General features: G+C 62.7%; 21 protein-coding genes. 9 read left to right on the plus strand and 12 right to left on the minus strand.

What is annotated here, in order from left to right; all coding sequences use genetic code 11:
• Positions 1-79: 79 nt before the first annotated feature.
• Positions 80-487 carry a response regulator gene (locus V3H56_RS17165; protein WP_042732097.1) on the minus strand — a complete coding sequence of 136 codons (408 nt, stop codon included), beginning with the start codon at positions 485-487 and terminating at the stop codon, positions 80-82.
• Positions 488-730: 243 nt separating this feature from the next.
• Between V3H56_RS17165 and V3H56_RS17170 the strand changes: the two genes are divergently transcribed.
• Together V3H56_RS17170 and V3H56_RS17175 are read left to right on the plus strand one after the other, a co-directional pair.
• Positions 731-2,656 (plus strand): DNA topoisomerase III, encoded by a 1,926-nt coding sequence (locus tag V3H56_RS17170; protein WP_338473658.1) that lies wholly within the window; start codon positions 731-733, stop codon positions 2,654-2,656.
• A gap of 572 nt (positions 2,657-3,228) precedes the next feature.
• Entirely contained in the window at positions 3,229-3,558 is a 330-nt protein-coding gene (locus V3H56_RS17175) for a hypothetical protein (protein WP_042732095.1), read from the plus strand.
• 58 nt (positions 3,559-3,616) lie between these two features.
• Here the strand turns inward: V3H56_RS17175 and glsB are convergent, their stop codons facing one another.
• Positions 3,617-4,525 (minus strand): glutaminase B, encoded by a 909-nt coding sequence (gene glsB, locus V3H56_RS17180; RefSeq protein WP_042732094.1) that lies wholly within the window; start codon positions 4,523-4,525, stop codon positions 3,617-3,619.
• A gap of 141 nt (positions 4,526-4,666) precedes the next feature.
• On the opposite strand from glsB, the gene V3H56_RS17185 reads away from it, so the two are divergent.
• Complete coding sequence (locus V3H56_RS17185) at positions 4,667-4,861, plus strand: hypothetical protein (protein ID WP_042732093.1); 195 nt, start codon at positions 4,667-4,669, stop codon at positions 4,859-4,861.
• A gap of 9 nt (positions 4,862-4,870) precedes the next feature.
• Here the strand turns inward: V3H56_RS17185 and V3H56_RS17190 are convergent, their stop codons facing one another.
• The 6 genes from V3H56_RS17190 to V3H56_RS17215 form a co-directional block, all read right to left on the minus strand.
• Entirely contained in the window at positions 4,871-5,890 is a 1,020-nt protein-coding gene (locus tag V3H56_RS17190) for a hypothetical protein (protein ID WP_338473659.1), read from the minus strand.
• A gap of 640 nt (positions 5,891-6,530) precedes the next feature.
• On the minus strand, positions 6,531-7,460 hold the full coding sequence (locus tag V3H56_RS17195; protein WP_042731040.1) for a ZIP family metal transporter: 930 nt from the start codon (positions 7,458-7,460) through the stop codon (positions 6,531-6,533).
• A gap of 109 nt (positions 7,461-7,569) precedes the next feature.
• The gene (locus tag V3H56_RS17200; protein WP_338473660.1) at positions 7,570-8,451 is read right to left on the minus strand and encodes a manganese catalase family protein; all 882 of its coding nucleotides are present in this window, start codon (positions 8,449-8,451) and stop codon (positions 7,570-7,572) included.
• 255 nt (positions 8,452-8,706) lie between these two features.
• The gene (locus V3H56_RS17205) at positions 8,707-9,018 is read right to left on the minus strand and encodes a general stress protein (RefSeq protein ID WP_047739136.1); all 312 of its coding nucleotides are present in this window, start codon (positions 9,016-9,018) and stop codon (positions 8,707-8,709) included.
• A 461-nt stretch (positions 9,019-9,479) separates the two neighbouring features.
• Entirely contained in the window at positions 9,480-9,752 is a 273-nt protein-coding gene (locus tag V3H56_RS17210; protein WP_338473661.1) for a hypothetical protein, read from the minus strand.
• 58 nt (positions 9,753-9,810) lie between these two features.
• Entirely contained in the window at positions 9,811-10,320 is a 510-nt protein-coding gene (locus V3H56_RS17215) for a ferritin-like domain-containing protein (RefSeq protein ID WP_042731044.1), read from the minus strand.
• A gap of 191 nt (positions 10,321-10,511) precedes the next feature.
• On the opposite strand from V3H56_RS17215, the gene V3H56_RS17220 reads away from it, so the two are divergent.
• Entirely contained in the window at positions 10,512-11,351 is an 840-nt protein-coding gene (locus tag V3H56_RS17220) for an NAD-dependent protein deacetylase (protein WP_338473662.1), read from the plus strand.
• Between the two features lie 45 nt (positions 11,352-11,396).
• Here V3H56_RS17220 and V3H56_RS17225 read toward each other — a convergent pair whose 3' ends face one another.
• Positions 11,397-12,344: a LysR substrate-binding domain-containing protein gene (locus V3H56_RS17225; RefSeq protein WP_338473663.1), complete on the minus strand. Its 948-nt coding sequence runs from the start codon at positions 12,342-12,344 to the stop codon at positions 11,397-11,399.
• Between the two features lie 168 nt (positions 12,345-12,512).
• Between V3H56_RS17225 and V3H56_RS17230 the strand changes: the two genes are divergently transcribed.
• The 3 genes from V3H56_RS17230 to V3H56_RS17240 are packed head-to-tail and all read left to right on the plus strand — an operon-like array spanning position 12,513 to position 15,106.
• Complete coding sequence (locus tag V3H56_RS17230; protein ID WP_042731046.1) at positions 12,513-13,211, plus strand: CoA transferase subunit A; 699 nt, start codon at positions 12,513-12,515, stop codon at positions 13,209-13,211.
• A gap of 36 nt (positions 13,212-13,247) precedes the next feature.
• The gene (locus V3H56_RS17235; RefSeq protein WP_003180355.1) at positions 13,248-13,913 is read left to right on the plus strand and encodes a CoA transferase subunit B; all 666 of its coding nucleotides are present in this window, start codon (positions 13,248-13,250) and stop codon (positions 13,911-13,913) included.
• An 11-nt stretch (positions 13,914-13,924) separates the two neighbouring features.
• Positions 13,925-15,106, plus strand: coding sequence for an acetyl-CoA C-acetyltransferase (locus V3H56_RS17240; RefSeq protein WP_338473664.1), 1,182 nt, complete (start codon positions 13,925-13,927; stop codon positions 15,104-15,106).
• A 335-nt stretch (positions 15,107-15,441) separates the two neighbouring features.
• Here V3H56_RS17240 and V3H56_RS17245 read toward each other — a convergent pair whose 3' ends face one another.
• Entirely contained in the window at positions 15,442-16,152 is a 711-nt protein-coding gene (locus V3H56_RS17245; protein WP_123579825.1) for a FadR/GntR family transcriptional regulator, read from the minus strand.
• 338 nt (positions 16,153-16,490) lie between these two features.
• Here V3H56_RS17245 and V3H56_RS17250 point away from each other — a divergent pair, with 338 nt between their 5' ends.
• Together V3H56_RS17250 and gudD are read left to right on the plus strand one after the other, a co-directional pair.
• Positions 16,491-17,837: an MFS transporter gene (locus V3H56_RS17250; protein ID WP_042731050.1), complete on the plus strand. Its 1,347-nt coding sequence runs from the start codon at positions 16,491-16,493 to the stop codon at positions 17,835-17,837.
• A gap of 27 nt (positions 17,838-17,864) precedes the next feature.
• Complete coding sequence (gene gudD / locus V3H56_RS17255; RefSeq protein WP_042731051.1) at positions 17,865-19,208, plus strand: glucarate dehydratase; 1,344 nt, start codon at positions 17,865-17,867, stop codon at positions 19,206-19,208.
• 183 nt (positions 19,209-19,391) lie between these two features.
• Here the strand turns inward: gudD and glgB are convergent, their stop codons facing one another.
• Both glgB and treS read right to left on the minus strand, forming a co-directional pair.
• Positions 19,392-21,626, minus strand: coding sequence for a 1,4-alpha-glucan branching protein GlgB (gene glgB / locus V3H56_RS17260; RefSeq protein ID WP_338473665.1), 2,235 nt, complete (start codon positions 21,624-21,626; stop codon positions 19,392-19,394).
• Positions 21,627-21,637: 11 nt separating this feature from the next.
• Positions 21,638-24,982: a maltose alpha-D-glucosyltransferase gene (gene treS, locus V3H56_RS17265; protein ID WP_338473666.1), complete on the minus strand. Its 3,345-nt coding sequence runs from the start codon at positions 24,980-24,982 to the stop codon at positions 21,638-21,640.
• Between the last annotated feature and the right edge of the window lie 123 nt (positions 24,983-25,105).

The raw sequence follows: 25,105 nt of genomic DNA on the forward strand, positions 1-25,105 counted from the left end.
AATGCTCACGCATTACACAAAGGGGCGCTTAGCGCCCCAACGGGGATAAATCCCCTCGCCACAGATCCATCATTGCTTGTCAATGCACCGAATGATTCTTCACTGTGCTCTCCACCAGGTCCAACATCTGCCCCAGTGCCCAGGGCTTGGCGATGAACGAGGCATGGTGCTTGATCCCCGCGCTTTCCGGCGTCTCGAAGCCCGACATGATCAGCAGCGGTATCTGCGGCCAGCGCTCCCCGGTGAGGTTGGCCAGGTCCGCACCGTCCAGTGTCCCCGGCATGGTGATGTCGGTGAGCAACAGGTCGACATAGTCGGAGTTTTCTTCGAGAAACGTCAGCGCTTCGTCAGCGCTTTCCCGGGGCTCCACGACGAACCCTTCTTCCTCAAGGATTTCACACAGGAACTCCAGGATCGTCGGGTCATCCTCAACGACGAGAATCAAACGTGTGGTCGTCTGCCCGTCGCCCTTCGGCATCGAATTCATGATCAGTGACTCTCCTAGACTTCATAGCTTTCTTTGCGGTTGCACCCGCTCTGAAGGTTATGAGCGATGCCTCTTCGAGAAATTCATTTTTGCCTGCACAGATCCCGCCGAACGTCACGCCAGAGGCCCTGGGGCAACGCAGCGCAACGTTTTATCTGTATATCCATACAGATAAAACTTGCCGCGACGCTCATCCATGACCATGCTTAGCACCCATCAGACCCGCCAGAGGAAACGGTCGCTATGCAGTTGTACCTGTGTGAGAAGCCCTCCCAAGCCAAGGACATCGCGGCCGTGCTCGGTGCCAAGCGCCGTGGCGACGGTTGCTGGTTGGGCGCGGGCGTCACGGTCACCTGGTGCATCGGCCATCTGCTCGAAACCGCTGCGCCCGATGCCTACGACGCGCGCTACAAGCGCTGGGTACTGGCCGACCTGCCGATCGTGCCCGCGCAGTGGAAAATGACCGTCAAGCCGAAAACCGCCAGCCAGTACAAGGCGGTCAAGCGCTTGCTGGGGGAAGCCCGGGAACTGGTGATTGCCACCGACGCCGACCGCGAAGGCGAAATGATCGCCCGGGAGCTGGTAGAACATTGCCGCTACCGCGGGCCGATCCGCCGCCTGTGGCTGTCGGCCCTGGACGAAGCGTCGATCCGCAAGGCCCTCGCCGCCCTGCGGCCGGGGGCCGATACCTTCAACCTGTATCACTCGGCCCTCGGTCGTTCCCGCGCCGACTGGTTGATCGGCATGAACATGAGCCGCCTGTTCACGCTGCTGGGGCGCCAGTCCGGTTATCAGGGTGTGTTGCCGGTGGGCCGCGTGCAGACACCGACGCTGCGCCTGGTGGTGGACCGCGACCGCAGCATCGCCGACTTCGTGCCGGTCGCCTATTGGGCCATCGACGTGCAGCTCAGCCACCAAGGCATCGCCTTCACCGCCCAGTGGCGCGCCGACCCGCAGGCCTGCGACGACCAGGAACGTTGCCTGAATCCGAGCCTGGCCCGGGATGCCGCCCAGGCCATGGGCGACGCCACTACCGCCCGGACCCTGAAGGTGCGCACCGAGCGTCTGCGCGAAGCGCCACCGCTGCCATTCGACCTCGGCACGTTGCAGGAAGTCTGTTCGAAGAAGCTCGGCCTGGGTGCCCAGGAAACCCTGGACATTGCCCAATCGCTTTACGAAACCTACAAACTCATCACCTACCCGCGCAGCGACTGCGGTTTCCTGCCCCTGAGCCAACACAGCGAGGCGCCGGCCATCCTGGCCGCCCTCGCCCAGGCCGACCCGAGCCTTGCGCCCTTGCGTGAACACCTGCAACCGCAGCGCAAATCCCGGGCCTGGAACGACGCCAAGGTCAGCGCCCACCACGGCATCATTCCCACCGCGGCGGCAAAAAACCTCGATAAACTCGCCAGCAAGCAGCGGGCCGTCTATACGCTGATTCGCGCACGTTACCTGGCACAGTTCCTGCCCAACCACGAATACGACCGGACCCAGGCCGACTTCGACTGTGCCGGCCAGGCCCTGCGTGCCGTGGGCAAGCAAATCATCGAGCCTGGCTGGAAGCGCGCCCTGCCCGAGGCCCTGGCGCCGGCCAAGGGCCGCGAAGCGCCCGCGCCGCAAACGCTTCCCGCACTGGTCGAAGGGCTTGACTGCGCGGTGGACGAGGTCCGGCTCAAGGACCTGTGGACCCAGCCCCCGAAGCCATTCACCGAAGGCGACCTGATCAAGGCCATGAAGAACGTCGCCAAACTGGTGGAGGATCCGCTGCTCAAGCAAAAACTCAAGGACACCACCGGCATCGGCACCGAAGCGACCCGGGCGTCGATCATCCAGGGCCTGCTTGATCGCGGTTACCTGGTGAAGAACGGCAAGGCCCTGTCCGCCACCCCGGCGGCCTTCAGCCTGATCGATGCCGTGCCTCGGGCCATCGCCGACCCAGGCACCACCGCCATCTGGGAACAGGCCCTGGACATGGTGCAAAGCGGTGAGATGAGCCTGGAAGAATTCGTCACCCGCCAGGCCGCCTGGATGAGCAAGCACGTCGCCCGCTGCCAGGGCATGAACCTGACCATCAGCGGCCCCGCCAGCCCGGCCGGCCGTGGCGCCACCCCGTGGAAGAACAAACGCAAGCCGGCCAAGCGCAAGGCCGCCAAAGCCAAGGCGACCTGACAGTACCTGTGGCGAGGGGATTCATCCCCTCGCCACAGGTAAGTCCAAAACCTGCCCTGCCCCAGTGCACTCCTCAAGATTTTTCATACCCAAACCATTTTGTCCGACAATATGTAGTGACCAAAAATAATCACTACAAAACCGTTGACGCCTACGATTTGCCCTTGCATGATGCAGACGTCTCCCCGATCGGGAGTACAGGCAACCGTTGGAGCAAGCTCGTCTGACCGCCGAGCTGTTTTTTGGATAAGGGACTGCCCACAAGGCAGATTGAAGGTGCTGACCTGGCCTGACCGTCCGGTAACAAGGACGAGAAACGTCGGTGAAGATCCTCATGACGCACGTGGTCGACCCTGCAAGGTTGACACTGACTGAAGATTCTTCGCTGTTTCTCTTCGTTGTAGCGCATTTGCGTAGCAGCCCTTCGATAACACTACATAACCACTGCATGACCCCGTCGACGTCTGACGGACGAATGCTGACGACCTGGTTTCGGTACCAGGCAGGCACTTACCGATAGCGAAGTTTGCGAACCACCAGACAGATCAACCAAATGGTCAAGGGGCTTACACATGAATCTGAATGATCAACCAACTATTGATGAACTGGCTCGCATGTTCGCAGCACACAAAGACACCCTGGACAGCCATATCCTGTGGATCAGCAAGACAGGCCAGGTGCACATGGACTGCCTGTCGCCCTTCACCGAGGAAGGCGAGTTCGAGAGGAACAAGCAGGAGCTGTGTGCCCGCTTGAAGATGTACCGCCGTGGCCAGGGCTACGTTGGCAAGAAGGCTGCCGCCGACAAAGACTTCATCGGTCGCGTGCTGCAGACGCTGACCCAGGCCTGGCAGTCGATGCACAACACCTCGCAGGTACAGGTCATCGATCGCCTCTGCTGATTGCGCCTGAATGAAAGGGCCCGTTCCGTCACCCGGAACGGGCCCTTTTTCGTCGACCCTAGAACACCGACCAGCCGATCCGCTGGCTGAGCAATTCCAGCGCCGCCATGCCGGCCAGGGAGTTGCCGGCGGTGTTGAGTTCAGGTGACCACACGCACACCGAAAACTGCCCCGGCACCACGGCGACGATCCCGCCTCCCACGCCGCTCTTGCCCGGCAGGCCCACGCGATAGGCAAAGTTGCCGGCCTCGTCGTAGAGCCCGCTGGTGGCCATGATCGAGTTGACCTGCTGGGTCTGCCGCGCGCTCAGGATCTGTTCGCCGCTGTGCTTGCAGAACCCGTCGTTGGCCAAAAAGCAAAAGGCCCGGGCCAGGTCGATGCAGTTCATGCGCAAGGCGCAGTGGCTGAAGTAACTGCGCAGCACCGCTTCCACGTCGTTGTGGAAGTTGCCGAAAGACTGCATCAGATAGGCCATCGCTGCGTTGCGTGCGCGGTGCTGGTATTCCGAATCGGCGACCTTGCCATCCACCATCACCAGCGGGTTGCCCGACAGGCGCCGGACGAAATCGCGCATCGACAGCGCCGGAGCGGCGAAGCGCGACTGATTGATGTCGCAGATCACCAGGGCGCCGGCGTTGATGAACGGGTTGCGCGGCCGGCCCCGTTCGAACTCCAACTGCACCAGCGAATTGAAGGGCTGGCCGGACGGCTCATGGCCGAGCCGTTCCCAGATCGCCTCGCCAGAATGCTCGATGGCCTGCACCAGGCTGAAGACCTTGGAAATACTCTGCACCGAAAACGGCGTTTCGGCGTCGCCTGCGCAGTACATCTCGCCGTCATTGCTATACACGGCAATACCCAATTGATTGGGCGCCACGGTCCCCAGGGCCGGAATGTAGTCGGCAACCTTGCCCTGACCGATCAGGGGGCGAACCGCATCGAGGATCTCGTTCAACAGTGCTTGCATAAACGCGGGGTCCAGTCATTCCCCGTTCGAGTGCGGGGATACAGACGCTAGACGCTGATCGACGGGACCAAAGCACATCGATGTGCGGGCCGCAAATCGAGCGGTCTATAGTTCAAAGGCTCAACCGAACGGAGGTGACCGATGCGCCAGATCATGCACAAAGAACCCTGGTGGGCCTCGCCGCCCCAACCGGGGCAGGATGAAAGCGAGCTGGAATGGGGATGGCTGGTGATCTACAGCGAAGGCGAGCCGCGCTTCGAATTCGTCAAGGAGCGGCCCTCGGACGAAGAGATCCGCCACCGCAAGGGGTGTCGCGTCACCCTCGACGTGCAATGAGCCGCCCGCTCATGGCGTGAGCGGCGGCAGGACCACCGCCCGGTTGGCCAGGTCCGTTTCCACCAGATTGCCTTCGATTTCCTCGTCCAGGTAGTACACCGGCGCCATCACCCCGCTGAGGGGATGCTTGAGCGACTTGAACCAGGCCTCGTCGAACGCCGCGCTCAGGCTCTTGCGGATCTGTGCTTCCATTTCCGGCCGCTCGCCTTCATGAATGATCGCGCGAATACCGGCCACGCCCACGGAAATCAGCGCCCCCGCCGCCTTCCCGGCCACGGCCGCCGCCGCGCTGGTCGCCCCTCGCGTGGCAAATTGTGCCTGGATTTTTTCACTGGTGCGTTGCGCCACCGTGGCAATGACGGCGTCCGACGGGCCCGAACCGGTGGCGGCGGCCTTGTTGACGTGATCGATCAGCGCGGCATAGGCCGGCAAGGTGTTCAGCGGTTGGGCGTGGACCATCTCGTACAACGACGCATTGCGCGCCGCCGGCGGCCCCAGGTTGATGGCGGGAATGCCATGCAGGCGTCGATTCATCAGCTCATTCGGGACTTGATTGCGCAGCGCGATCACCTGGACCTGCTGATTGAGCAGGCGCAGGTAGTAGTCGGTCGCGCTTGCCCTGATCGCCTCGGGATCGATGTCCACCGCCACCGGTGCCAGGACCCGCTCGCGATACTGCTCTTGCAGATAAAGCGCCAGGCGCCTGGCAGAGGCATCGTCCTCGCCTTGGGCACTGGCCGAGTACCAGCTGACCTTCACCGCCAGCCATTCCTGGGTCCAGTAGCTGCTGAACCAGGGGATGAACTCGGCCTCGGTGCGCTCGTACACCAGCACCCGCCAATGCTCCATCGAACCGCGGGCATAGAGGCCAGCCTGTTCGATGGCGCTTTTCGACGCGGCGATGATCTGCCGGTCAACCTGCCGCCAGGTTTCCTGGGAAATAGCCACAGTAACGGCCTGTTGTCCGCGCTGCGGCGTGGCGCACCCCGCCAGAACGAGCAAAACGGCCACCATCAGCGAACGCCACACAGTCGCGCCACCCCGGTTTCAGGTCACCCCACGAGATGAGTATAGGCCTCGCAGCCCAAGGCCATCTCTGCCAGCCTTCGAATCTGCGGGCACCGCCAACACCCTGTGGGAGCGGGCTTGCTCGCGAAAGCGGTCTGCCTGTACCGGTGATGTAGAAAGTGCCGACGCCTTCGCGAGCAAGCTCGCTCCCACACGGAATCGTGAACACCCACAGCATCCAGCCACCCCACCTAACCTGTGGGAGCGGGCTTGCTCGCGAAAGCGGTCTGCCTGCAACATGATACTGGAAGTGCCGACGCCTTCGCGGGCAAGCCCGCTCCCACACGGGATCGTGAACACCCACAGCATCCAGCCACCCCACCTAACCTGTGGGAGCGAGCTTGCTCGCGAAAGCGGTCTGCCTGTAAAGGTGATGCTGGAAGTGCCGACGCCTTCGCGGGCAAGCCCGCTCCCACACTGGATCGTGAACACCCACAGTATCCAGCCACCCCACCTAACCTGTGGGAGCGGGCTTGCTCGCGAAAGCGGTCTGCCTATAACGGTGATGTAGAAAGTGCCGACGCCTTCGCGAGCAAGCTCGCTCCCACACGGGATCGTGAACACCCACAGCATCCAGCCATCCCCACCGTTCGGCAGGCCGTCAACCCAGCGCCGTATCGAGGAACATCATCACCGCAAACCCCATCATCAACCCGAGGGTGGCCGGGGTTTCGTGACCGTTGCGGTGGGTCTCGGGAATCACTTCATGGGACACCACGAAAATCATCGCCCCCGCTGCCAGCCCGAGGCTGATGGGATACGCGACTGCCACGCCGGACGACATGCCCAGGCCAATCACCGAGCCCAACGGCTCCATCAGCCCCGACCCGACCGCAATCAGCGCAGCCCGCAGGGTGCTGATACCGGTGACCCGCAAGGCCATGGCAATGGCCAGGCCTTCGGGGATGTCCTGGAGGGCGATGGCGGTAGTCAGCGGCAGGCCGACCTTGAAATCACCGTCGGCGAAACTGACGCCGATGGCCATGCCCTCGGGCAAGTTGTGCAGCGTGATCGCGAGCACGAACAACCAGACGCGATTGATGCGCTCGGCCTGAGGGCCGCGTCGGCCGCTCAATTCGTGTTCGTGGGGCACGAAGCGGTCCAGGCCGATCATCAGCGCCACCCCCAGCCCGAGGCCGACCACCACGACAAACGCCGCCAGCAATCGATTGCCACAGATGACCTGGGCGGCTTCGATCCCCGGCAGGATCAACGAGAAAGAACTGGCGGCGAGCATCATGCCCGCGGCGAAACCCAGCATGATGTCCTGGGTGCGCGACGAGATGTCCCGCAGCACCACGGCCATCACCGCGCCCAGGGCGGTGGCGGCAAAGCCGGACGTTCCGCCCAGTACCGCGTAGCCCAGGTTGTGTCGGTCAGCACCGACCAATGCGTTGTAGCCGCTGTAGAGCAACAGCGCGGTGATCACGGCCAGCCCTAGCCAGAAGCTTACCCCCAGCACCAGATTGTTTTGCACCGGGTCCAGCCAAGTGCGCCAGGGGGAGCGGATCCGGGAGGTGGGCTGGTCCATCGAATGTCCTTACTGGCTCTGGCCAGGCAATGCCTTATCGCTTCTCCAAACGGTGGAAGCGATCGGGCGTGATGTCCAGGCGAGGGAGCCCTGCCCCCTCGCCAAGTTTTTACAGTTTGTCACCTTGCATCCCCGAACCCAAGTCTGCGCCAGTGGTGGGATCGCTTTCAGGGTTGGACATTGTCCGCGCCTTCATGTCCATCAACAACGCTTCGTCTTTCTTGCTCAATTGCACGCTGGCCATGCCGTCGCCACCGTCCACGGCCGGGGTGGGATTCTCGACGAATTCCCAATCGTCACCCTGGTTCCACGGCCCGCGCACCGTCGGCTCACCCTGGGACATATTGAAGTACACGTTGGTGAACTCCGGCATGCCAGGCTGCTTACCTTGGGGGAAATTGGGCTGGATGGCATGCAAGGCCTTTTCGAATGACAGTTGATGAGCGATTTCGCGAGTCATCAAGAAACCCAACGCCTCCTTGACGCCAGGATCGTCCGTGACGTTCATCAGCCGCTCGTAGACGATTTTTGCCCGGGCCTCGGCAGCGATGTTGGAACGCATGTCTGCGGTCGGCTCGCCAATGGTATCGACATAGGCGGCCGTCCAGGGCACCCCGGCCGAATTGGTCAACGGTGAACCGGCGCCGTACAGCAGGCTGGTGATGTGGGAGTCGTTACCGGCACCGTTGATGTCCCGATACAACTGGCCTTCCTTTTCCACACCTTCCGCCATCTTGCCCTTGGCCCCTTTGTTGAGCATCACGATGATCGAGCCGATCACTTCCAGGTGGCTGAGCTCCTCGGTGGCAATGTCCATCAGCAGGTCCTTGCGCCCCGGATCGTCCTCGGACAACGCCTGGGTGAAATACCGCGAGGCGGCCGCCAGTTCACCCTGGGCACCGCCGAATTGTTCGAGCAACAGGTTGGCAAGTCCTGGATTGGGTTCAGCCACACGCACGGTGTATTGCAGCCGCTTATTATGTAGAAACATGATTGAAACTCCTCGATCAAGGCACACAAACGCGAGAGCACTGCCAGAAACACAATGCCCTCAAGTTTCTGAAAAAGTTAAATGAATAAAATTTGTTTTTTATTCGACAAACAAGACGAATGGCCCATCATCCCCCGCTGGGAGACGGCAGGTGATTTAATCAATGAAACATCCGACTTGAATGCCAACGCTCAACCAATGAACATGAACGGCCCGGACCCCGTATCTCGGCACAGGCCGGCGAAGTCATGGAAGTTACGAGGTGCGTCCACCACCGCGGCTGTTTTCACCGCCTTTGCGACCGGCCTCGGATGCCTTCTCCCGGTCATTGGCAAAGTTGCCACCGGAGGCTTGCCCGCCCTTGCGGCCCGCCTCGGCTGCGCGCTGCGGGTCATTGGCGAAATTGCCGCCGGAGGCCCGTCCGCCCTTGCGCCCGGCCTCAGATGCACGGCCCGGGTCGTTGGCGAAATTGCCGCCGGAGGCCTGTCCACCTTTCTTCCCGGCTTCCGATGCCTTCTCACGATCGTTAGCGAAATTGCCAGGGTTTTTATTTCCTGTGTTAGCCATTTCATTCACCTCGTTAGTTGATGTAACGAACCTTCGATGGCTCGTCTTATTCGGAAAATCCGACGCCTCGAAGGTTTGAACAAAAACCGCCAGCGGCGACGAACGGTCAATTGACCGTTTGTTTTAATTACGCAGCGTCATTCATATAACAACGAACTATCAAACAAGCGGCGGATGATAAATAACTTCAACGCCGCCTGCGCAGCGGTACACCCGCTATTGATCGTCCACAAAAAACAGTGCGTGTCTTTCCACGCTGTCCGCCAAAGGCCGGATGACGCCGGCACCCCACTGCACCGGTCTCGTCACCCTGGCCTCGCGCCGTTCCAGGAAGCCAAAACTCGCGGGCTGCCGGCGTTATCCTGCACCACCGCACTGACCGGCTTGCGGCGTCCGGATACCCTGTCGCCGATATCCGGATTTAGAGATAGTCACGGTGAAACAATGGAACGGCGGTGCCCTCAGGAAGACCCCACCAACAACTGGACCTCCAGGTTCGCTGCCGCCACACCGTGGTTGGCGACGTACACGTCGGCGGTCCAGCCCTTGGTCAGGTTGTGATAGGCCTGGGTGCCCAAGGCCGTGCCGCTGGCCCACTCCAGGATGTCGCCAATGTCGATATCACTGGCAGAACGCAGTTCGAGCACGGTGTGACCGTCCTCCTGCGCCACGTACACACCGACCATTGCGCTCTGTCGATTGATGGCCCGTACTTCACCTGTGGTCTGCTTCATACGTTTGCCCTTCTCGGCAGCTTCAACAGCGACCGACACCGGCCGGTCGCTGCTTACCTCAGCGCTTGGCTTCGGTGTGGGGATTGTCCGAACGTTCCAGAAACGCCTGCGTGATCTGTGGCAAATGGTCACGCAGCCACTCGGCCATGGCGATTTCCTGCGGCAGGATCTGCTCGCAAGCTCGCTGCGTTTCCACATCGCCGGCCACTTTCGCGGCCTCGATCAGCACGGTATAGGAAGCGATTTCGAGGTTCTCAAAGACGTAACCGCTCATGGCGCCCTTGACCACTTCGTCGCTCATGGTCATGCCGCCCACCGCCTGGCCGAAGGCCATGAGCTTGCCAGCCAGATCCTTGAGCGTCGATGTGCTGCCGCCCAGGCGCTCGATGCATTGCTCCACCAGCTTCTGCTGACCCAGGGTTTCTTGCAGATGCTCCTCGATTCGCGCCTTCAGCACCGGATAATGTTCGAGACGTTCGGCCTGGGCCTTGAGCATCTTTTCCGCCTGCTGCTCCATGGCATGGGCGTCCTTGAGCCAATCCAACAGGTTCTCTTTTGGCGTTGCCATTTCTTTCTCCTTTAGCCGTGGTCGACACTGCCGCGCAGCGCGACGGTTCTGAAGTACCGCACATAAAAATGGATAGCGCGGCGTCGGGGAAAGTTTGAAAAGACCGCGAGACAGGGCGACGAAAGGCGCCGCAAGCGCTCCCGCGCGTTGGAATGCTAACCTCAACCGCTCCAGGCCAACGGAGACCTCCCATGCCCGACGACCTTCACCTCGAACCGCTCGATCGATTGCTGGCGCACATGAGCGGACGCCGTTTCCTGGTGCTCACCGGTGCGGGCATCAGCACGCCGTCCGGCATCCCCGACTACCGCGACAGCGAAGGTGTTCGACGGGGGCGACAGCCGATGATGTACCAGGAGTTCCTCGCCCAGGCCGACGCCCGTCGGCGCTATTGGGCGCGGGCGATGCTCGGCTGGCCACGGGTGCGCCAGGCCAGGCCGAACGCAGCCCACGCGGCCCTGGCCCAATTACAGGCTCAACAGCGCATCATCGGGCTGATCACGCAAAATGTCGACACACTGCACGACCAAGCCGGTAGCCACGACGTCATCGAACTCCACGGCAGCCTGCACCGGGTGTTGTGCCTGGATTGCAACCAACGCAGCGAGCGACAGCAGATCCAGCAATTGATGGAAGCGCAAAACCCCTACCTGGCCGGCGTCGATGCGGTCCAGGCGCCCGATGGCGACACGCTGCTGGACTCGGCCTTCGAGGCGCGCTTCCAGGTGCCCTATTGCCCCCATTGCAACGGCAACCGGTTGAAACCCGACGTGGTGTTCTTTGGCGAGAACGTCGCCCCGCAAACCGCCGCACGCGCCAGTCAGGCCGTGGAGGCCGCGGACGGCCTGCTGGTGGTGGGCTCGTCACTGATGGCCTACTCGGCGTTTCGTCTGTGCCGCAGCATCAAGGATCAGGGCAAGCCCCTGCTGGCGATCAACCGGGGCAAGACCCGCGCCGACGAATTGCTCGATCTGAAACTGGAGGAGCCGTGCGAGGCGCTGTTGCCGTTGCTGGCCCGCACGCTCACCTGATCACACAAACCCTGTGGGAGCGAGCTTGCTCGCGAAGGCGGACTGTCAGCCGACATCGATGTTGAATGCGCCAGCGTCTTCGCGAGCAAGCCCGCTCCCACAGGGCTGAGTGGCCAACTCCTGGTCCTTGAAGGTATCGAACAGCGCCTGGGCCGCCGCCGACAGTTCATGCCCAGGCTTGGTCAGCACACCGATGGCCCGCTCCACCACCGGATCGCTCAAGGTGATGCAACGGGCACCCAGCTCGTGCATCTGGCCGACACACAGCGCCGGCACCGCGCTCACCCCCAGGCCACTGGCGACCATCCGTCCGACCGTCGCCAGTTGATGGCTCTCGAACTCCACCGGCAGCTTCATGCCCCGCGCCTGCAAGTGCTCTTCCAGCATCACACGGACGGTGGACGGCCGTTGCAGGGTGATGAACGGCTGTTCGAGCAAGGTCTTCCAATCGACGTCACGGCGCTGGGCGAGCGCTGAATCCTGCGGCACCACCGCGACGAAACGATCGAGGTACAACGGCGTGAACGCCAGCGACGAACCCTGCAGCGGCTCGAACGCCACGCCCAGTTCGACATGCCGATCGCGGACCATTTCCAGCACCTGCTCGTTGATCACGTCGTTGACCGTGACATTGACATTCGGGTAGCGGGCGCGGAAGGTCTTGAGGATCGGGGGCAACAGGTTGCCGGCGAACGAGGGCATCGCCGCCAGCGTTACCCGGCCCCGCTGCAAGGTGAAGCGCTGGCGCATTTCATCCTCGGCGTTGTCCCAGTCCGCCACCAGCCGGCGCGCCAGTGGGAACAGGGACTCACCTTCGGGCGTCAGCGCAACGTTACGGGTATTGCGGCTGAACAGGCGCCCGCCCAGGCCTTCTTCCAAGGCCTTGATGGTCAGGCTCAAGGCCGACTGGGACAGGTGCAGACGCTCGCCCGCCACGGCAAAGCTCAGGCTCTGGGCCACGGCGAGGAAGGCGCGGATCTGCTTGAGGGTCATGGGGATCGCTTCGCTCCAGCGGCAAGCCGTAAGTTTCGAGCCGCAAGTGGACGGCGGCGACTATTGAGATTTATCAATTAATCCAACCTAAAAATCAACTTAACAAATATATGACTTGGCGCAACACTGCACTTCATTGCGACCCCATCAAGAATAAAAGAGGTGTCTATGGCAGGTTTCGACAAACGCGTGAGCTCCTATGAGCAAGCCCTGGAAGGCCTGAAGGACGGCATGACCGTCATCGCCGGCGGCTTCGGCCTCTGCGGCATCCCGGAAAACCTGATCGCCGAGATCAAACGCAAGGGCATCCGCGACCTCACCGTCGTCTCCAACAACTGCGGCGTCGATGGTTTCGGCCTGGGCGTGCTGTTGGAAGACCGGCAGATCCGCAAGGTGATCGCCTCCTACGTGGGCGAAAACGCCCTTTTCGAGCAGCAACTGCTCAGTGGCGAAATCGAAGTCCAGCTCACGCCCCAAGGCACCCTCGCGGAAAAAATGCGCGCCGGCGGCGCAGGCATCCCGGCCTTCTTCACCGCCACCGGCGTCGGCACGCCAGTGGCCGAAGGCAAGGAAGTGCGCGAATTCCATGGCCGCCAATACCTGATGGAAGAATCCATCACGGGCGACTTCGCCATCGTCAAGGGCTGGAAAGCCGACCATTTCGGTAACGTGGTCTACCGCCACACGGCGCAGAACTTCAACCCGCTGGCGGCCACGGCCGGCAAGATCACCGTGGTGGAAGTCGAGGAAATCGTCGAGCCCGGCGAGCTGGACCCGACGCAGATCCATACCCCCGGCATCTACGTCGACCGGATCATTTGCGGCACGTTCGAAAAGCGCATCGAACAGCGCACCGTACGCAAATAATCCCTAGCCCTGCGGCCCGAATGAAGGAATAACAACATGGCACTTTCCCGCGAACAAATGGCTCAACGCGTCGCCCGCGAAATGCAGGACGGCTACTACGTGAACCTGGGCATCGGCATTCCCACCCTGGTCGCCAACTACATCCCCGAAGGCATGGAAGTCATGCTGCAATCGGAAAACGGCTTGCTCGGCATGGGCGCTTTCCCTACCGAAGCCGAAGTCGACGCCGACATGATCAACGCCGGCAAGCAGACCGTCACCGCGCGCATCGGCGCCTCGATCTTCTCTTCGGCCGAATCGTTTGCGATGATCCGCGGCGGCCACATCGACCTGACCGTGCTCGGTGCGTTCGAGGTGGACGTCGAAGGCAACATTGCCTCGTGGATGATCCCCGGCAAGCTGGTCAAGGGCATGGGCGGTGCGATGGACCTGGTGGCCGGTGCCGAGAACATCATCGTGACCATGACCCATGCGTCCAAGGACGGCGAGTCTAAACTGCTGCCCCGTTGCAGCCTGCCGCTGACCGGTGCCGGCTGCATCAAGCGCGTGCTGACCGACCTGGCCTACCTGGAAATCCAGGACGGCGCCTTCATCCTGAAAGAACGCGCCCCGGGCGTCAGCGTCGAGGAAATCGTCGCCAAGACCGCCGGCAAACTGATCGTGCCGGACCACGTCCCTGAAATGCAGTTCGCTGCCCAGTGAGGAGAGATTCGATGCAAGAAGTCGTGATTGTCGCCGCTACCCGTACCGCCATCGGCAGCTTCCAGGGTTCGCTGGCCTCCATTCCTGCGCCGGAACTCGGCGCCGCGGTGATCCGTCGCCTGCTGGAGCAGACCGGCCTGTCCGGCGAGCAGGTGGACGAAGTCATCCTCGGCCAGGTGCTGACCGCAGGCTCCGGACAAAACCCGGCCCGCCAGGCGTCGATCCTCGCCGGCCTGCCCCACGCGGTGCCGGCGCTGACCCTGAATAAAGTCTGCGGCTCGGGGCTCAAGGCCCTGCACCTCGGTGCCCAGGCGATACGCTGTGGCGACGCCGAGGTGATCATCGCCGGCGGCATGGAGAACATGAGCCTGGCGCCCTACGTGCTCCCGGCCGCCCGCACCGGCCTGCGCATGGGCCACGCGAAAATGATCGACAGCATGATCACCGATGGCTTGTGGGATGCCTTCAACGACTACCACATGGGCATCACCGCCGAAAACCTGGTGGACAAATACGGCATCAGTCGCCAGGAGCAGGACGCCTTTGCCGCCGCATCCCAACAGAAAGCCGTCGCGGCCATCGAGGCCGGTCGGTTTGCCGATGAGATCACGCCGATCCTGATTCCCCAGCGCAAAGGCGACCCGGTGGCCTTCGCCACCGATGAACAACCGCGTGCCGGCACGACCGCCGAATCCATGGGCAAGCTCAAGCCGGCCTTCAAGAAGGACGGCAGCGTCACCGCCGGCAACGCCTCGTCGCTCAATGACGGCGCCGCCGCAGTCGTGTTGATGAGCGCTGAAAAAGCCAAGGCGCTGGGACTGCCGGTGCTGGCGAAAATCAGTGCCTATGCCAATGCGGGCGTCGACCCGGCCATCATGGGCATCGGCCCGGTCTCGGCCACCCGCCGCTGCCTGGACAAGGCCGGCTGGTCGCTGGAGCAACTGGACCTGATCGAAGCCAACGAGGCCTTCGCCGCCCAGTCGTTGGCCGTGACCCGGGAACTGGAATGGGACCTGGCCAAGGTCAACGTCAACGGCGGCGCCATTGCCCTGGGCCACCCTATCGGTGCATCCGGGTGCCGGGTGCTGGTGTCGCTGCTGCATGAAATGATCAAGCGCGACGCCAAGAAAGGCCTCGCGACCCTGTGCATCGGAGGCGGCCAGGGCGTTGCCCTGGCGCTTGAGCGAGCCTAGTCACACCCGGTTCAACGGTGGCTGCGCGGACCCACGAATATCCGCGCCGCGACCGGCAACACCACCGGCACAACCTCGGTTGCGCCGGTTTTTTTTGCCCGTGTGTTTAGCGGGATACTTGCCGGCCCCATCGCGAGCAAGCTCGCTCCCACAAGGGAATCTGTGGCGGACACACCTCTCCAGTCCACAAAACAACACTGTGAGAGCGGGCTTGCCCGCGAAGGCGGTGGGTCAGTTTGCTCCGGTGCTGGATGGACCATCGCTTTCGCGAGCAAGCCCGCTCCCACAAGGGGATCTGTGGTAGGCACACCTCTTCAGTCTCCCGCAAGGGGAGCTCAGGACCTGGCGCCAAACCGGTCGCGGCTGTTGGTCAGGTGCAACCACATGGCTGCGCGGGCGGCGTCCGGGTCTTGGCGCTTGATGGCGTTGAAGATCGCCTCGTGCTCCAGGTTCGCCAATTGCGCCAGCTTGCCCAGGTCCGCCTGGCCCCGCTCGATCACGTTCACCCGGGTCCTGGGGATCATCGCACTGCCCAGGTGCTGCATGATCTCGACAAAACAGGCGTTGTCCGTGGCTTCGGCAATCAGCAGGTGAAAGCGCCGGTCGGCTTCGACGCAGCTGTCGTTGTTGCTGGACAACCGCTGGTAGTCATCCAGCGCCTGGCGCATCTGCTGCAGGTGGTCTTCGCTGCGCCGCTGGGCGGCCAGGGCGGCGGCCTGGGTTTCCAGGCCCAGGCGCAACTCAAGGATGCCACGCACCCCCGCCGCCGTGTCGACGTTGAGCCGCAACCCTGGCTCGCCGGTGGGCTCGAGCACAAACGTCCCGATGCCGTGACGGGTCTCCACCAGCCCCGAGGCCTGCAACTTGGAGATCGCCTCGCGCACCACCGTGCGGCTGACGCCATGCTCGCGCACGATCGCCCCTTCGGACGGCAACTTCTCTCCTGGCTTCAACTGCCCCAGCAGAATGCTCTGGCTCAGCTTCGCGACCAAGTCGTGGGCCAGGTTATGGGTACGCTTGCGCACGGGCGCTTCGGTGTCTTGCATCGCCGGGGTTCCTCGAAGACAGGCTGAGTGATCCTACCACCAGTGGTAAGGCGAGTAATCGGCAATGCAAGGTCCAACTTGTATGACAACATACTGAAAACCTACGAAATACTGTAAACCTCGCCTTTAAAATTCGCTGCTCTTGCCGCTCCCCCACTCGCCTCCGCCAATGTAACCATCCAAAAAAACCTAACAAATACGGCATAAGAACCCATCCCACCCGAGCCAATCATCATCAAAAAGCGCTTGTCAGCGAAAAAAATCGAGTTGTATGATGTCTAGCAACATCGGCACCTGCACGATGCCCCGCATAAAAATAACGAGTGGGAGAAAAACCAGTGAACACATCCATCCCCCAGGCCAACGCCGGTGCGGATCCCGTGCTGCTTTCGGCCATCGCCAAGGTCAAGCGCCACATCCTGCCGCTGTTCGTCATCATGTTTATCGTCAATTACATCGACCGGGTGAACATCGGTTTCGTGCGCGCCCACATGGAGCACGACCTAGGCATCGGCGCCGCGGCCTACGGCTTTGGTGCCGGCCTGTTCTTCATCGGCTATGCACTGTTCGAAGTACCTTCCAACATCCTGCTGCAACGCATCGGCGCCCGCATCTGGCTGACCCGCATCATGCTCACCTGGGGCCTGGTGGCCGCCGGCATGGCGTTCATCCAGAACGAAACCCACTTCTACATCCTGCGTTTTCTGCTCGGCGTGGCCGAAGCCGGCTTTTTCCCGGGGGTGATCTACTACTTCACCCGCTGGCTGCCAGGCGCCGAACGCGGCAAGGCCATCGCCATCTTCCTCAGCGGCTCGGCCATTGCGTCGTTGATCTCCGGCCCACTGTCGGGGCTGCTGCTGCAAATCAACGGCCTGGGCATGCACGGCTGGCAGTGGATGTACTTCATCGAAGGGATGTTCTCGGTCGGCCTGTGCGCCTTCGTCTGGTTCTGGCTCGACTCCAAGCCCCACGACGCCAAATGGCTCAAGCGCGAAGAGCAGGACGCACTGGTAAACGCCATCGACGATGAGCAACGGGCCCGCGAGGCCGCCACGCCGATCAAACTGTCCATCGGCCAACTGCTCAAGGACCGCCAGATCCTCCTGTTCTGCCTGATCTACTTCTTCATCCAACTGACGATCTACGCCGCCACCTTCTGGCTGCCGAGCATCATCAAGAAGATGGGTGACCTGAGCGACATCCAGGTCGGCCTGTTCAACTCGATCCCGTGGCTGTTGTCGATCGTCGGCATGTACGCCTTCGCCTCGCTGTCGTCGAAGTGGAAATTCCAGCAGGCCTGGGTGGCCGCCGCCCTGTTGATCGCCGCGGCCGGGATGTTCATGTCCACTACCGGTGGGCCGGTGTTCGCGTTCGTCGCCATCTGCTTTGCGGCCCTGGGCTTCAAGTCGGCCTCCTCGCTGTTCTGGCCGATTCCCCAGGCTTACCTCGACGCCCGGATCGCCGCCGGCGTGATCGCCCTGATCAACTCCGTGGGCAACCTCGGCGGCTTCGTCGCCCCCACCACGTTCGGTCTGCTGGAACAGCACACCGGCTCGATCCAGGGCGGCCTCTATGGCCTGGCGACCACCTCGATCATCGCCGCGATCATCGTCTTCGCCGCCCGCAATACGCCCAAGGCCAAGTCGGCAACGACGCCTACCCACTCAGCCGCCAGCCACGTCTGACCATTCGATTGCTCAAGGACTCGCACCATGAATTCTCAAGAAACCAGCAACGCCCCGATCATCACCAGCATGCAGGTCGTGCCCGTGGCCGGTCATGACGGCATGCTGCTGAACCTCAGCGGCGCCCATGGCCCGTTCTTCACCCGTAACGTGGTCATTCTCAAGGACAACGCCGGCCACACCGGCGTCGGCGAAGTGCCCGGCGGCGAACGCATTCGCCAGACCCTCGAAGACGCCCGCTCGCTGGTGGTCGGCAGCCCCATCGGCACCTACCAGAAGATCCTCAACACCGTGCGTCATGCGTTCGCCGACCGCGATGCCGGCGGCCGCGGCCTGCAGACCTTCGACCTGCGCATCACCATCCACGCGGTGACCGGCCTTGAAGCCGCCCTGCTGGACCTGCTCGGCCAGCATCTGGACGTGCCGGTGGCAGCCCTGCTCGGCGAAGGCCAGCAGCGCGACGAAGTGAAGATGCTCGGCTACCTGTTCTACGTCGGCGACCGCCAACAGACCGACCTGGCCTACCGCAGCGAGCCGGACGCCGACATCGACTGGTTTCGCGTGCGTCACGAAAAAGCCCTGGACGCCGACGCCGTGGTCCGCCTGGCCGAAGCCGCCCATGCCCACTATGGCTTCCAGGACTTCAAGCTCAAGGGCGGCGTGCTCAAGGGCGACGAAGAAATCGAAGCGGTCACGGCCCTCGCCGAGCGCTTTCCCCAGGCACGCATCACCCTCGACCCGAACGGCGCCTGGTCACTGAAGGAAGCGATCCGCCTGTGCCGCGACCAGCACAAGGTCCTGGCGTATGCCGAAGACCCTTGCGGTGCCGAGCAGGGCTATTCCGGCCGGGAGGTCATGGCCGAGTTCCGCCGCGCGACCGGCCTCAAGACCGCGACCAACATGATCGCCACCGACTGGCGCGAGATGGGCCATGCCATCACCTTGCAGTCCGTGGACATCCCCCTGGCCGACCCGCACTTCTGGACTATGCAGGGTTCCGTGCGCGTGGCGCAGATGTGCAACGAATGGGGCCTGACCTGGGGTTCTCACTCCAACAATCACTTCGATATTTCATTGGCGATGTTCACCCACGTGGCCGCCGCCGCGCCGGGCGACATCACGGCCATCGATACCCACTGGATCTGGCAGGACGGCCAGCGGCTGACCAAGGCGCCCTTGCAGATCCAGGGCGGCTGCGTGCAAGTGCCGAAAAAACCGGGGCTGGGGATCGAGCTGGACACCGATCAACTGGCCAAGGCCCATGAGCTGTACAAGGGCATGGGACTCGGGGCACGGGACGATGCGGTGGCGATGCAGTACCTGATTCCGGGCTGGACGTTCAACAACAAGCGGCCGTGCCTGGTGCGCTGAAGGAATCACAAAAGTCCTTCAGGTGAGCACATCCATGTGGGAGCGGGCTTGCTCGCGAAGAGCGGTCTGACGGTCAATATCGATGCTGACTGTCAGGCCCTCTTCGCGAGCAAGCCCGCTCCCACATTGGAACTGCGGTGATCTTTGATTCTGTAACCGCCACAGTTGGCCTTTATGTAACCCCTAACCCTCCGGCCGCAGGATCAGCACCGCCAACGGCGGCAGGTTGAGCTCCAGCGACAGGGCCTGGCCATGGCTCGGCACCTCTTCGGTGCTGGCACCGCCACTGTTGCCATAGTTGGACCCGGCGTAGGTCGCGGCATCGCTGTTGAGCAGTTCCACCCAACGCCCAGGGAACGGCACGCCCACCCGGTAGGCCTCACGCGGCACCGGGGTGAAGTTGGCGACCACCAGTACCGGCCGGCCTTCCTTGCTCCAACGCAGCCACGCATAGACGCTGTTCATCGCGTCGTCGCCAATCAGCCATTGGAAACCCTGGGGCGCATCGTCCTGGTCGTGCAGGGCCGGTTCCTCGCGGTACAACCGGTTCAAATCCTTGACCAGTTGCTGGACACCGCGGTGCTCAGGGTATTGCAGCAGGTACCAGTCCAGTTGCTGATCGTGGTTCCACTCGCGCCACTGGCCGAACTCGCAGCCCATGAACAGCAGTTTCTTGCCCGGATGCCCCCACATGAAGCTTAAGTAGGCGCGCAGGTTGGCGAACTTCTGCCAGCGATCACCGGGCATCTTGTCGATCAGCGAACGTTTGCCATGGACCACTTCATCATGGGAAATCGGCAGGACGAAGCGTTCCGACCAGGCGTACACCAGGCCGAAACTCAGTTCATTGTGGTGATGGGCGCGGTACACCGGGTCCTGCTGGATGTAGTGCAGCGAATCGTGCATCCAGCCCATGTTCCACTTGTAGGAAAAGCCCAGGCCGCCCTGCTGCGTGCTCTGGCTGACGCCCGGCCACGCGGTGGACTCCTCGGCGATGACCAGCGCGCCCGGCGCCTCCAGCGCCACCACGTCGTTGAGATGACGCAGGAAATCGATGGCTTCCAGGTTCTCGCGGCCACCGTGGCGGTTGGGCACCCACTCGCCAGCCTTGCGCGAATAGTCGCGATAGAGCATCGAGGCGACGGCATCCACACGCAGGCCATCGATATGGAAATGCTTGAGCCAATGCAGCGCCGACGCCAGCATGAAGCCGTGGACCTCGGTGCGCCCGAGGTTGTAGATCAGGGTGTCCCAATCCTGGTGGAAGCCCTCCAGCGGGTTGCCGTATTCGTACAGCGCGGTGCCATCGAACTGGGCCAGGCCGTGGGTGTCGGTGGGGAAATGCGCCGGCACCCAGTCCAGGATCACCCCGATGTCAGCCTGGTGACAGGCGTTGACGAACGCGGCGAAATCATCCGGCGAACCGAAGCGTGCGGTCGGCGCGAACTGCGACAGCGGCTGGTAGCCCCAGGACCCGCCGAACGGGTGTTCCATGATCGGCATCAGCTCGATATGGGTGAAGCCCAGGTCCTTGACGTAAGGCACCAGGCGCTCGGCCATTTCATGCCAGTTGTATTGCCGGGCAACTTCCCCCGCCTCGTCGGTCTCGCATTGCCAGGAACCGGCGTGCAACTCGTAGATCGACAGCGGCGCGCCGGGCAATTGCCGCTCGCGGCGCCGTTGCATCCAGTCATCGTCTTGCCAGTCGATCTTCAATGGCGAGGCGACTTTCGAGGCGGTGTCTGGCGGCATCCGCGTGGACAACGCTACCGGGTCGGCCTTGAGCGGCAGGATGCCGTGGGCACCGAGGATTTCATACTTGTAGGCTTCGCCCGCTCCCAGTCGGGGAATGAACAGCTCCCACACGCCGGAGGGATACCGGATGCGCATCGGGTGCCGACGACCGTCCCAGACGTTGAAATCCCCCACCACCGAGACCCGCCGCGCGTTCGGTGCCCACACGGCGAAGCGTACGCCGTCGACACCGTCCACCGTGGTCAACTGCGCGCCAAGACAGGAACTGAGGTCGCGATGGTTGCCCTCGGCAAACAGGTAAAGGTCCATCTCCCCGAGCAAGGCGCCAAAACTGTAGGGGTCTTCGGCCACTTGCTCGCCGCCGGCCCAGCGGGTACGCAGCAGGTACGCCTGGGCATGGTCGAAATGCCCGACGAACAGGCCCGGAGTTTCGGTCAGTTGCAGCTCCCCCAGTTCCTGGCCACCGTCGCGGGCCAGCACATGCACGCTCAGCGCACCCGGCAGGTAGGCGCGGATGAACTGCCCGCCGGCCCCGTCGCCGTGGGGGCCGAGGATGGAAAACGGGTCGTGGTGTTCGGCACGCACCAGCGCGTCGATGTCCTTGGCGGACGGCAGCAACACGTCCTTGGGCTGCCCTTGGGGTTCTTTGTTCGAGACGCTCATGATTCTCTCCACTAAATCGGTCCGGCTAAATCGGAAAAGGGTTCCAGCCCACTCAACAACCCGTACAGACCGTGCAACGGCACGGGCAGCCAGGCGGGGCGATTCTCGGCTTCATAGGCCACTTCATAGGCCGCCTTCTCCAGGCCGAACAACGCCAGCGCGGCGTCTTCGCCTTCAGCATTTTTCCATTCATGGGCAAGACTAGCTGCCGCCAGCCGGTATGCCTCGACAAATGCCTGACGAGCCTCTTTGAGGTAACGATCGGCCACCCGTTGCCGGGCCGCATCGGCGTCGGCCGTACTGTCGACCGTGTGCAAGTGGATCGCCATCGCCGCCGCATAATCGAAGGACCGCAGCACCCCGCTGACGTCCTTGTACGGGCTGTGCTTGCCCCGACGCTCATGCAACGGCCGCGCCGGCTCGCCTTCGAAGTCGATCAGGTAGGCATCGCCCTTGATCACCAGCACCTGCCCCAGGTGCAAGTCGCCATGCACGCGGATACGCAAGCCACCCACCGCCTTGCCAGCCAGCTCCTGGACATGGGCCAGGACGGTTTTTTTGTGCTCCAGCAAGCGTGCGACCATGGCCTGGTCGGTGGGGTTCAATTGGCCCTGGTGCTGCTTGAGCAGGCGCAGGGCATGTTCCACCTGGGCAGCCACATCCTTGCCAATGGCCTGGGCTTCCTTGGCCGTGGTGGTTTGCGCGGTGAAGTCCGGGTCATCGGTCGGCTGGGCCAGCACCTGGTGCATTTCTCCCAGCCGCTGGCCGAGCATGCCGGCGAAGTCCTTCAACTCGCCCAAAGCGTTGTAGTGCTGCTCCTGCTCGGACACGGCGTCCGCCAACTCGTCGCGCAGCGCGCGCTCCAGATTGTTCTGGGTCCACTCCCACGCGTCGCCCTGGTTGCTCAGGTAACCCTGGGCGATCATCAGCAGCGCGTCTTCGCCCTCGGCGTCGCGACGTACCACCGAACCGAGCAACGGCGAAATGTTGCTAAAGCCCGCTGCGGTCAGATAGGCGCTCATTTCCAGTTCCGGGTGGACGCCCGAGGCGACCTTGCGGATCAGCTTGAGCACCAGGCTGCCACCGACCACCACCGAACTGTTGGATTGCTCGGCGGACAGGTAGCGCACCTCCGGTTCGTCACCCAGGTTCAAAGCCGCCAGGCCTTCGGTGGGTTCGAAACGCAATTCGCCTTCGGCGCACGGCAGCACCGTACCAGCCTGCATGTTCTGCAACACCGCCCGGATGAAGCTTTCCAAGCTGAAGGCATCGGTGATCAGCCCGACCTGGCGGACCCGCCGAACCCGCGACAATGCCAGTTGTTGCGGCAACGCCGCGCCCACCTGGTCTTCGGCCAGCAGCCCGAACGGCAGTTGATAACGCAGGGTCTGGCCGCCGCTGGTGACGTCGATCTCACTGAGCAGCACCGGATGCTGCGGGTCACCGAAACGCACGCCATAAACGATGTCGACCTTCTCGATGGCGCTGTCCTTGCCGGCGAACCAGCGCCGGTTCTGCAGCCAGCTCGGCAGGATGCTTTGCTCCAACGTGGTGCGCGACGGCGCTTCGAGCAACTCTTCCAGGCGTTTTTTCAGTACCAGGGTGGTGAAGTCCGGCAGGCTCTGGGCCGGCTCGACGTGCCAGCTCGGCATCTGGTTTTCCGCCGCCAGGGCGAACCAGTAAAAACCGTACGGCGCCAGGGTCAGCAGGAAATTCAGCTGGCCGATGGGCGGGAACGCATTACCGCCGAGCATCTCCACCGGCACCATGCCGGCGTAGGCCGACAGGTCCAGTTCGGCCGCCTGGGCACTGCGTGACACGTTGGCCACGCACAGGATGATTTCGTGCTTGCCATCGGGGCCGGTGTATTCGCGGGTGTAGGCCAGGATCCGGCGGTTGCTCGGCGACAGCATCTTCAGGGTGCCACGGCCGAAGGCCTTGGACTGCTTGCGCACCGCCAGCATCCGCCGGGTCCAGTTGAGCAGCGAATGAGGGTCGCCGGCCTGGGTCTCGACGTTGACCGACTGGTAGCCGTACTGCGGGTCCATGATCGGCGGCAGCACCAGGCTGGCCGGGTCAGCGCGGGAGAAGCCGCCGTTGCGGTCGATCGACCACTGCATCGGCGTACGCACGCCGTCGCGGTCGCCCAGGTAGATGTTGTCGCCCATGCCGATCTCATCGCCGTAGTACAAGGTCGGCGTGCCGGGCATCGACAGCAGCAGGCTGTTGAGCAGTTCCACGCGACGCCGGTCGCGCTCCACCAATGGCGCCAGGCGCCGGCGGATGCCCAAGTTGATGCGCGCGCGCCGGTCAGCCGCGTAGTAGTTCCACAGGTAATCGCGCTCCTTGTCGGTGACCATTTCCAGGGTCAGCTCATCGTGGTTGCGCAGGAAAATCGCCCACTGGCAATTGGCCGGGATCTCCGGCGTCTGGCGCAGGATGTCGGTGATGGGGAACCGGTCTTCCTGGGCCAGCGCCATGTACATGCGCGGCATCAGCGGGAAGTGGAACGCCATGTGGCATTCGTCACCGTTCAGGCCCTGGGCATCCACATCGCCGAAATACAACTGAGTGTCTTCGGGCCACTGGTTGGCTTCGGCCAGCAGCATCCTGTCGGGGTAGTTGGCATCGATCTCGGCGCGGATCAACTTCAGCACGTCGTGGGTTTCAGGCAGGTTCTCGTTGTTGGTGCCGTCACGCTCGATCAGGTACGGAATGGCATCCAGGCGCAGGCCGTCGATGCCCATGTCCAGCCAATAGCGCATCACCGACAGTACCGCCTTGATCACCTGCGGGTTGTCGAAGTTGAGGTCCGGCTGATGGGAATAGAAGCGGTGCCAGAAGTACTGGCCGGCCACCGGGTCCCAGGTCCAGTTGGACTTCTCGGTGTCGAGGAAGATGATCCGGGTGCCGTCGTACTTGTGGTCGTCATCGGACCAGACGTAGAAGTCCCGCGCCTTGGAGCCGGGCTTGGCCTTGCGGGCGCGCTGGAACCAAGGATGCTGGTCGGAGGTGTGGTTGATGACCAGCTCGGTGATCACCCGCAGGTTGCGTTTGTGAGCCTCGGCAATGAACCGCCTTGCATCGGCCATGGTGCCGTAGTCGGGGCTCACGCCACGGTACTCGGCAATGTCGTAGCCGTCGTCGCGCCGTGGCGACGGGTAGAACGGCAACAGCCAGATGGTGTTGACGCCCAGGTCGGCGATGTAGTCGAGCTTCTCGATCAGGCCGGGAAAGTCGCCGATTCCGTCATTGTTGGAGTCGAAATAGGACTTCACGTGGACCTGGTAGATCACCGCATCCTTGTACCAGAGCGGGTCTTTGATAAAGGTGGCAGACCGGGGTTTCTTCGCCATTTGCAACTCCTGATCAATTCAATAAAGCCGCTGGGACGGGCTTGCGAGGTCTTTGTGGCGAGGGGATTTATCCCCGCTGGGTTGCGAAGCGACCCCAAAAAAGCTCAATGCAATCTGGCTGAC

This window comes from Pseudomonas sp. MS646, assembly GCF_036693845.1.
Lineage (GTDB): Bacteria > Pseudomonadota > Gammaproteobacteria > Pseudomonadales > Pseudomonadaceae > Aquipseudomonas > Aquipseudomonas chlororaphis_E.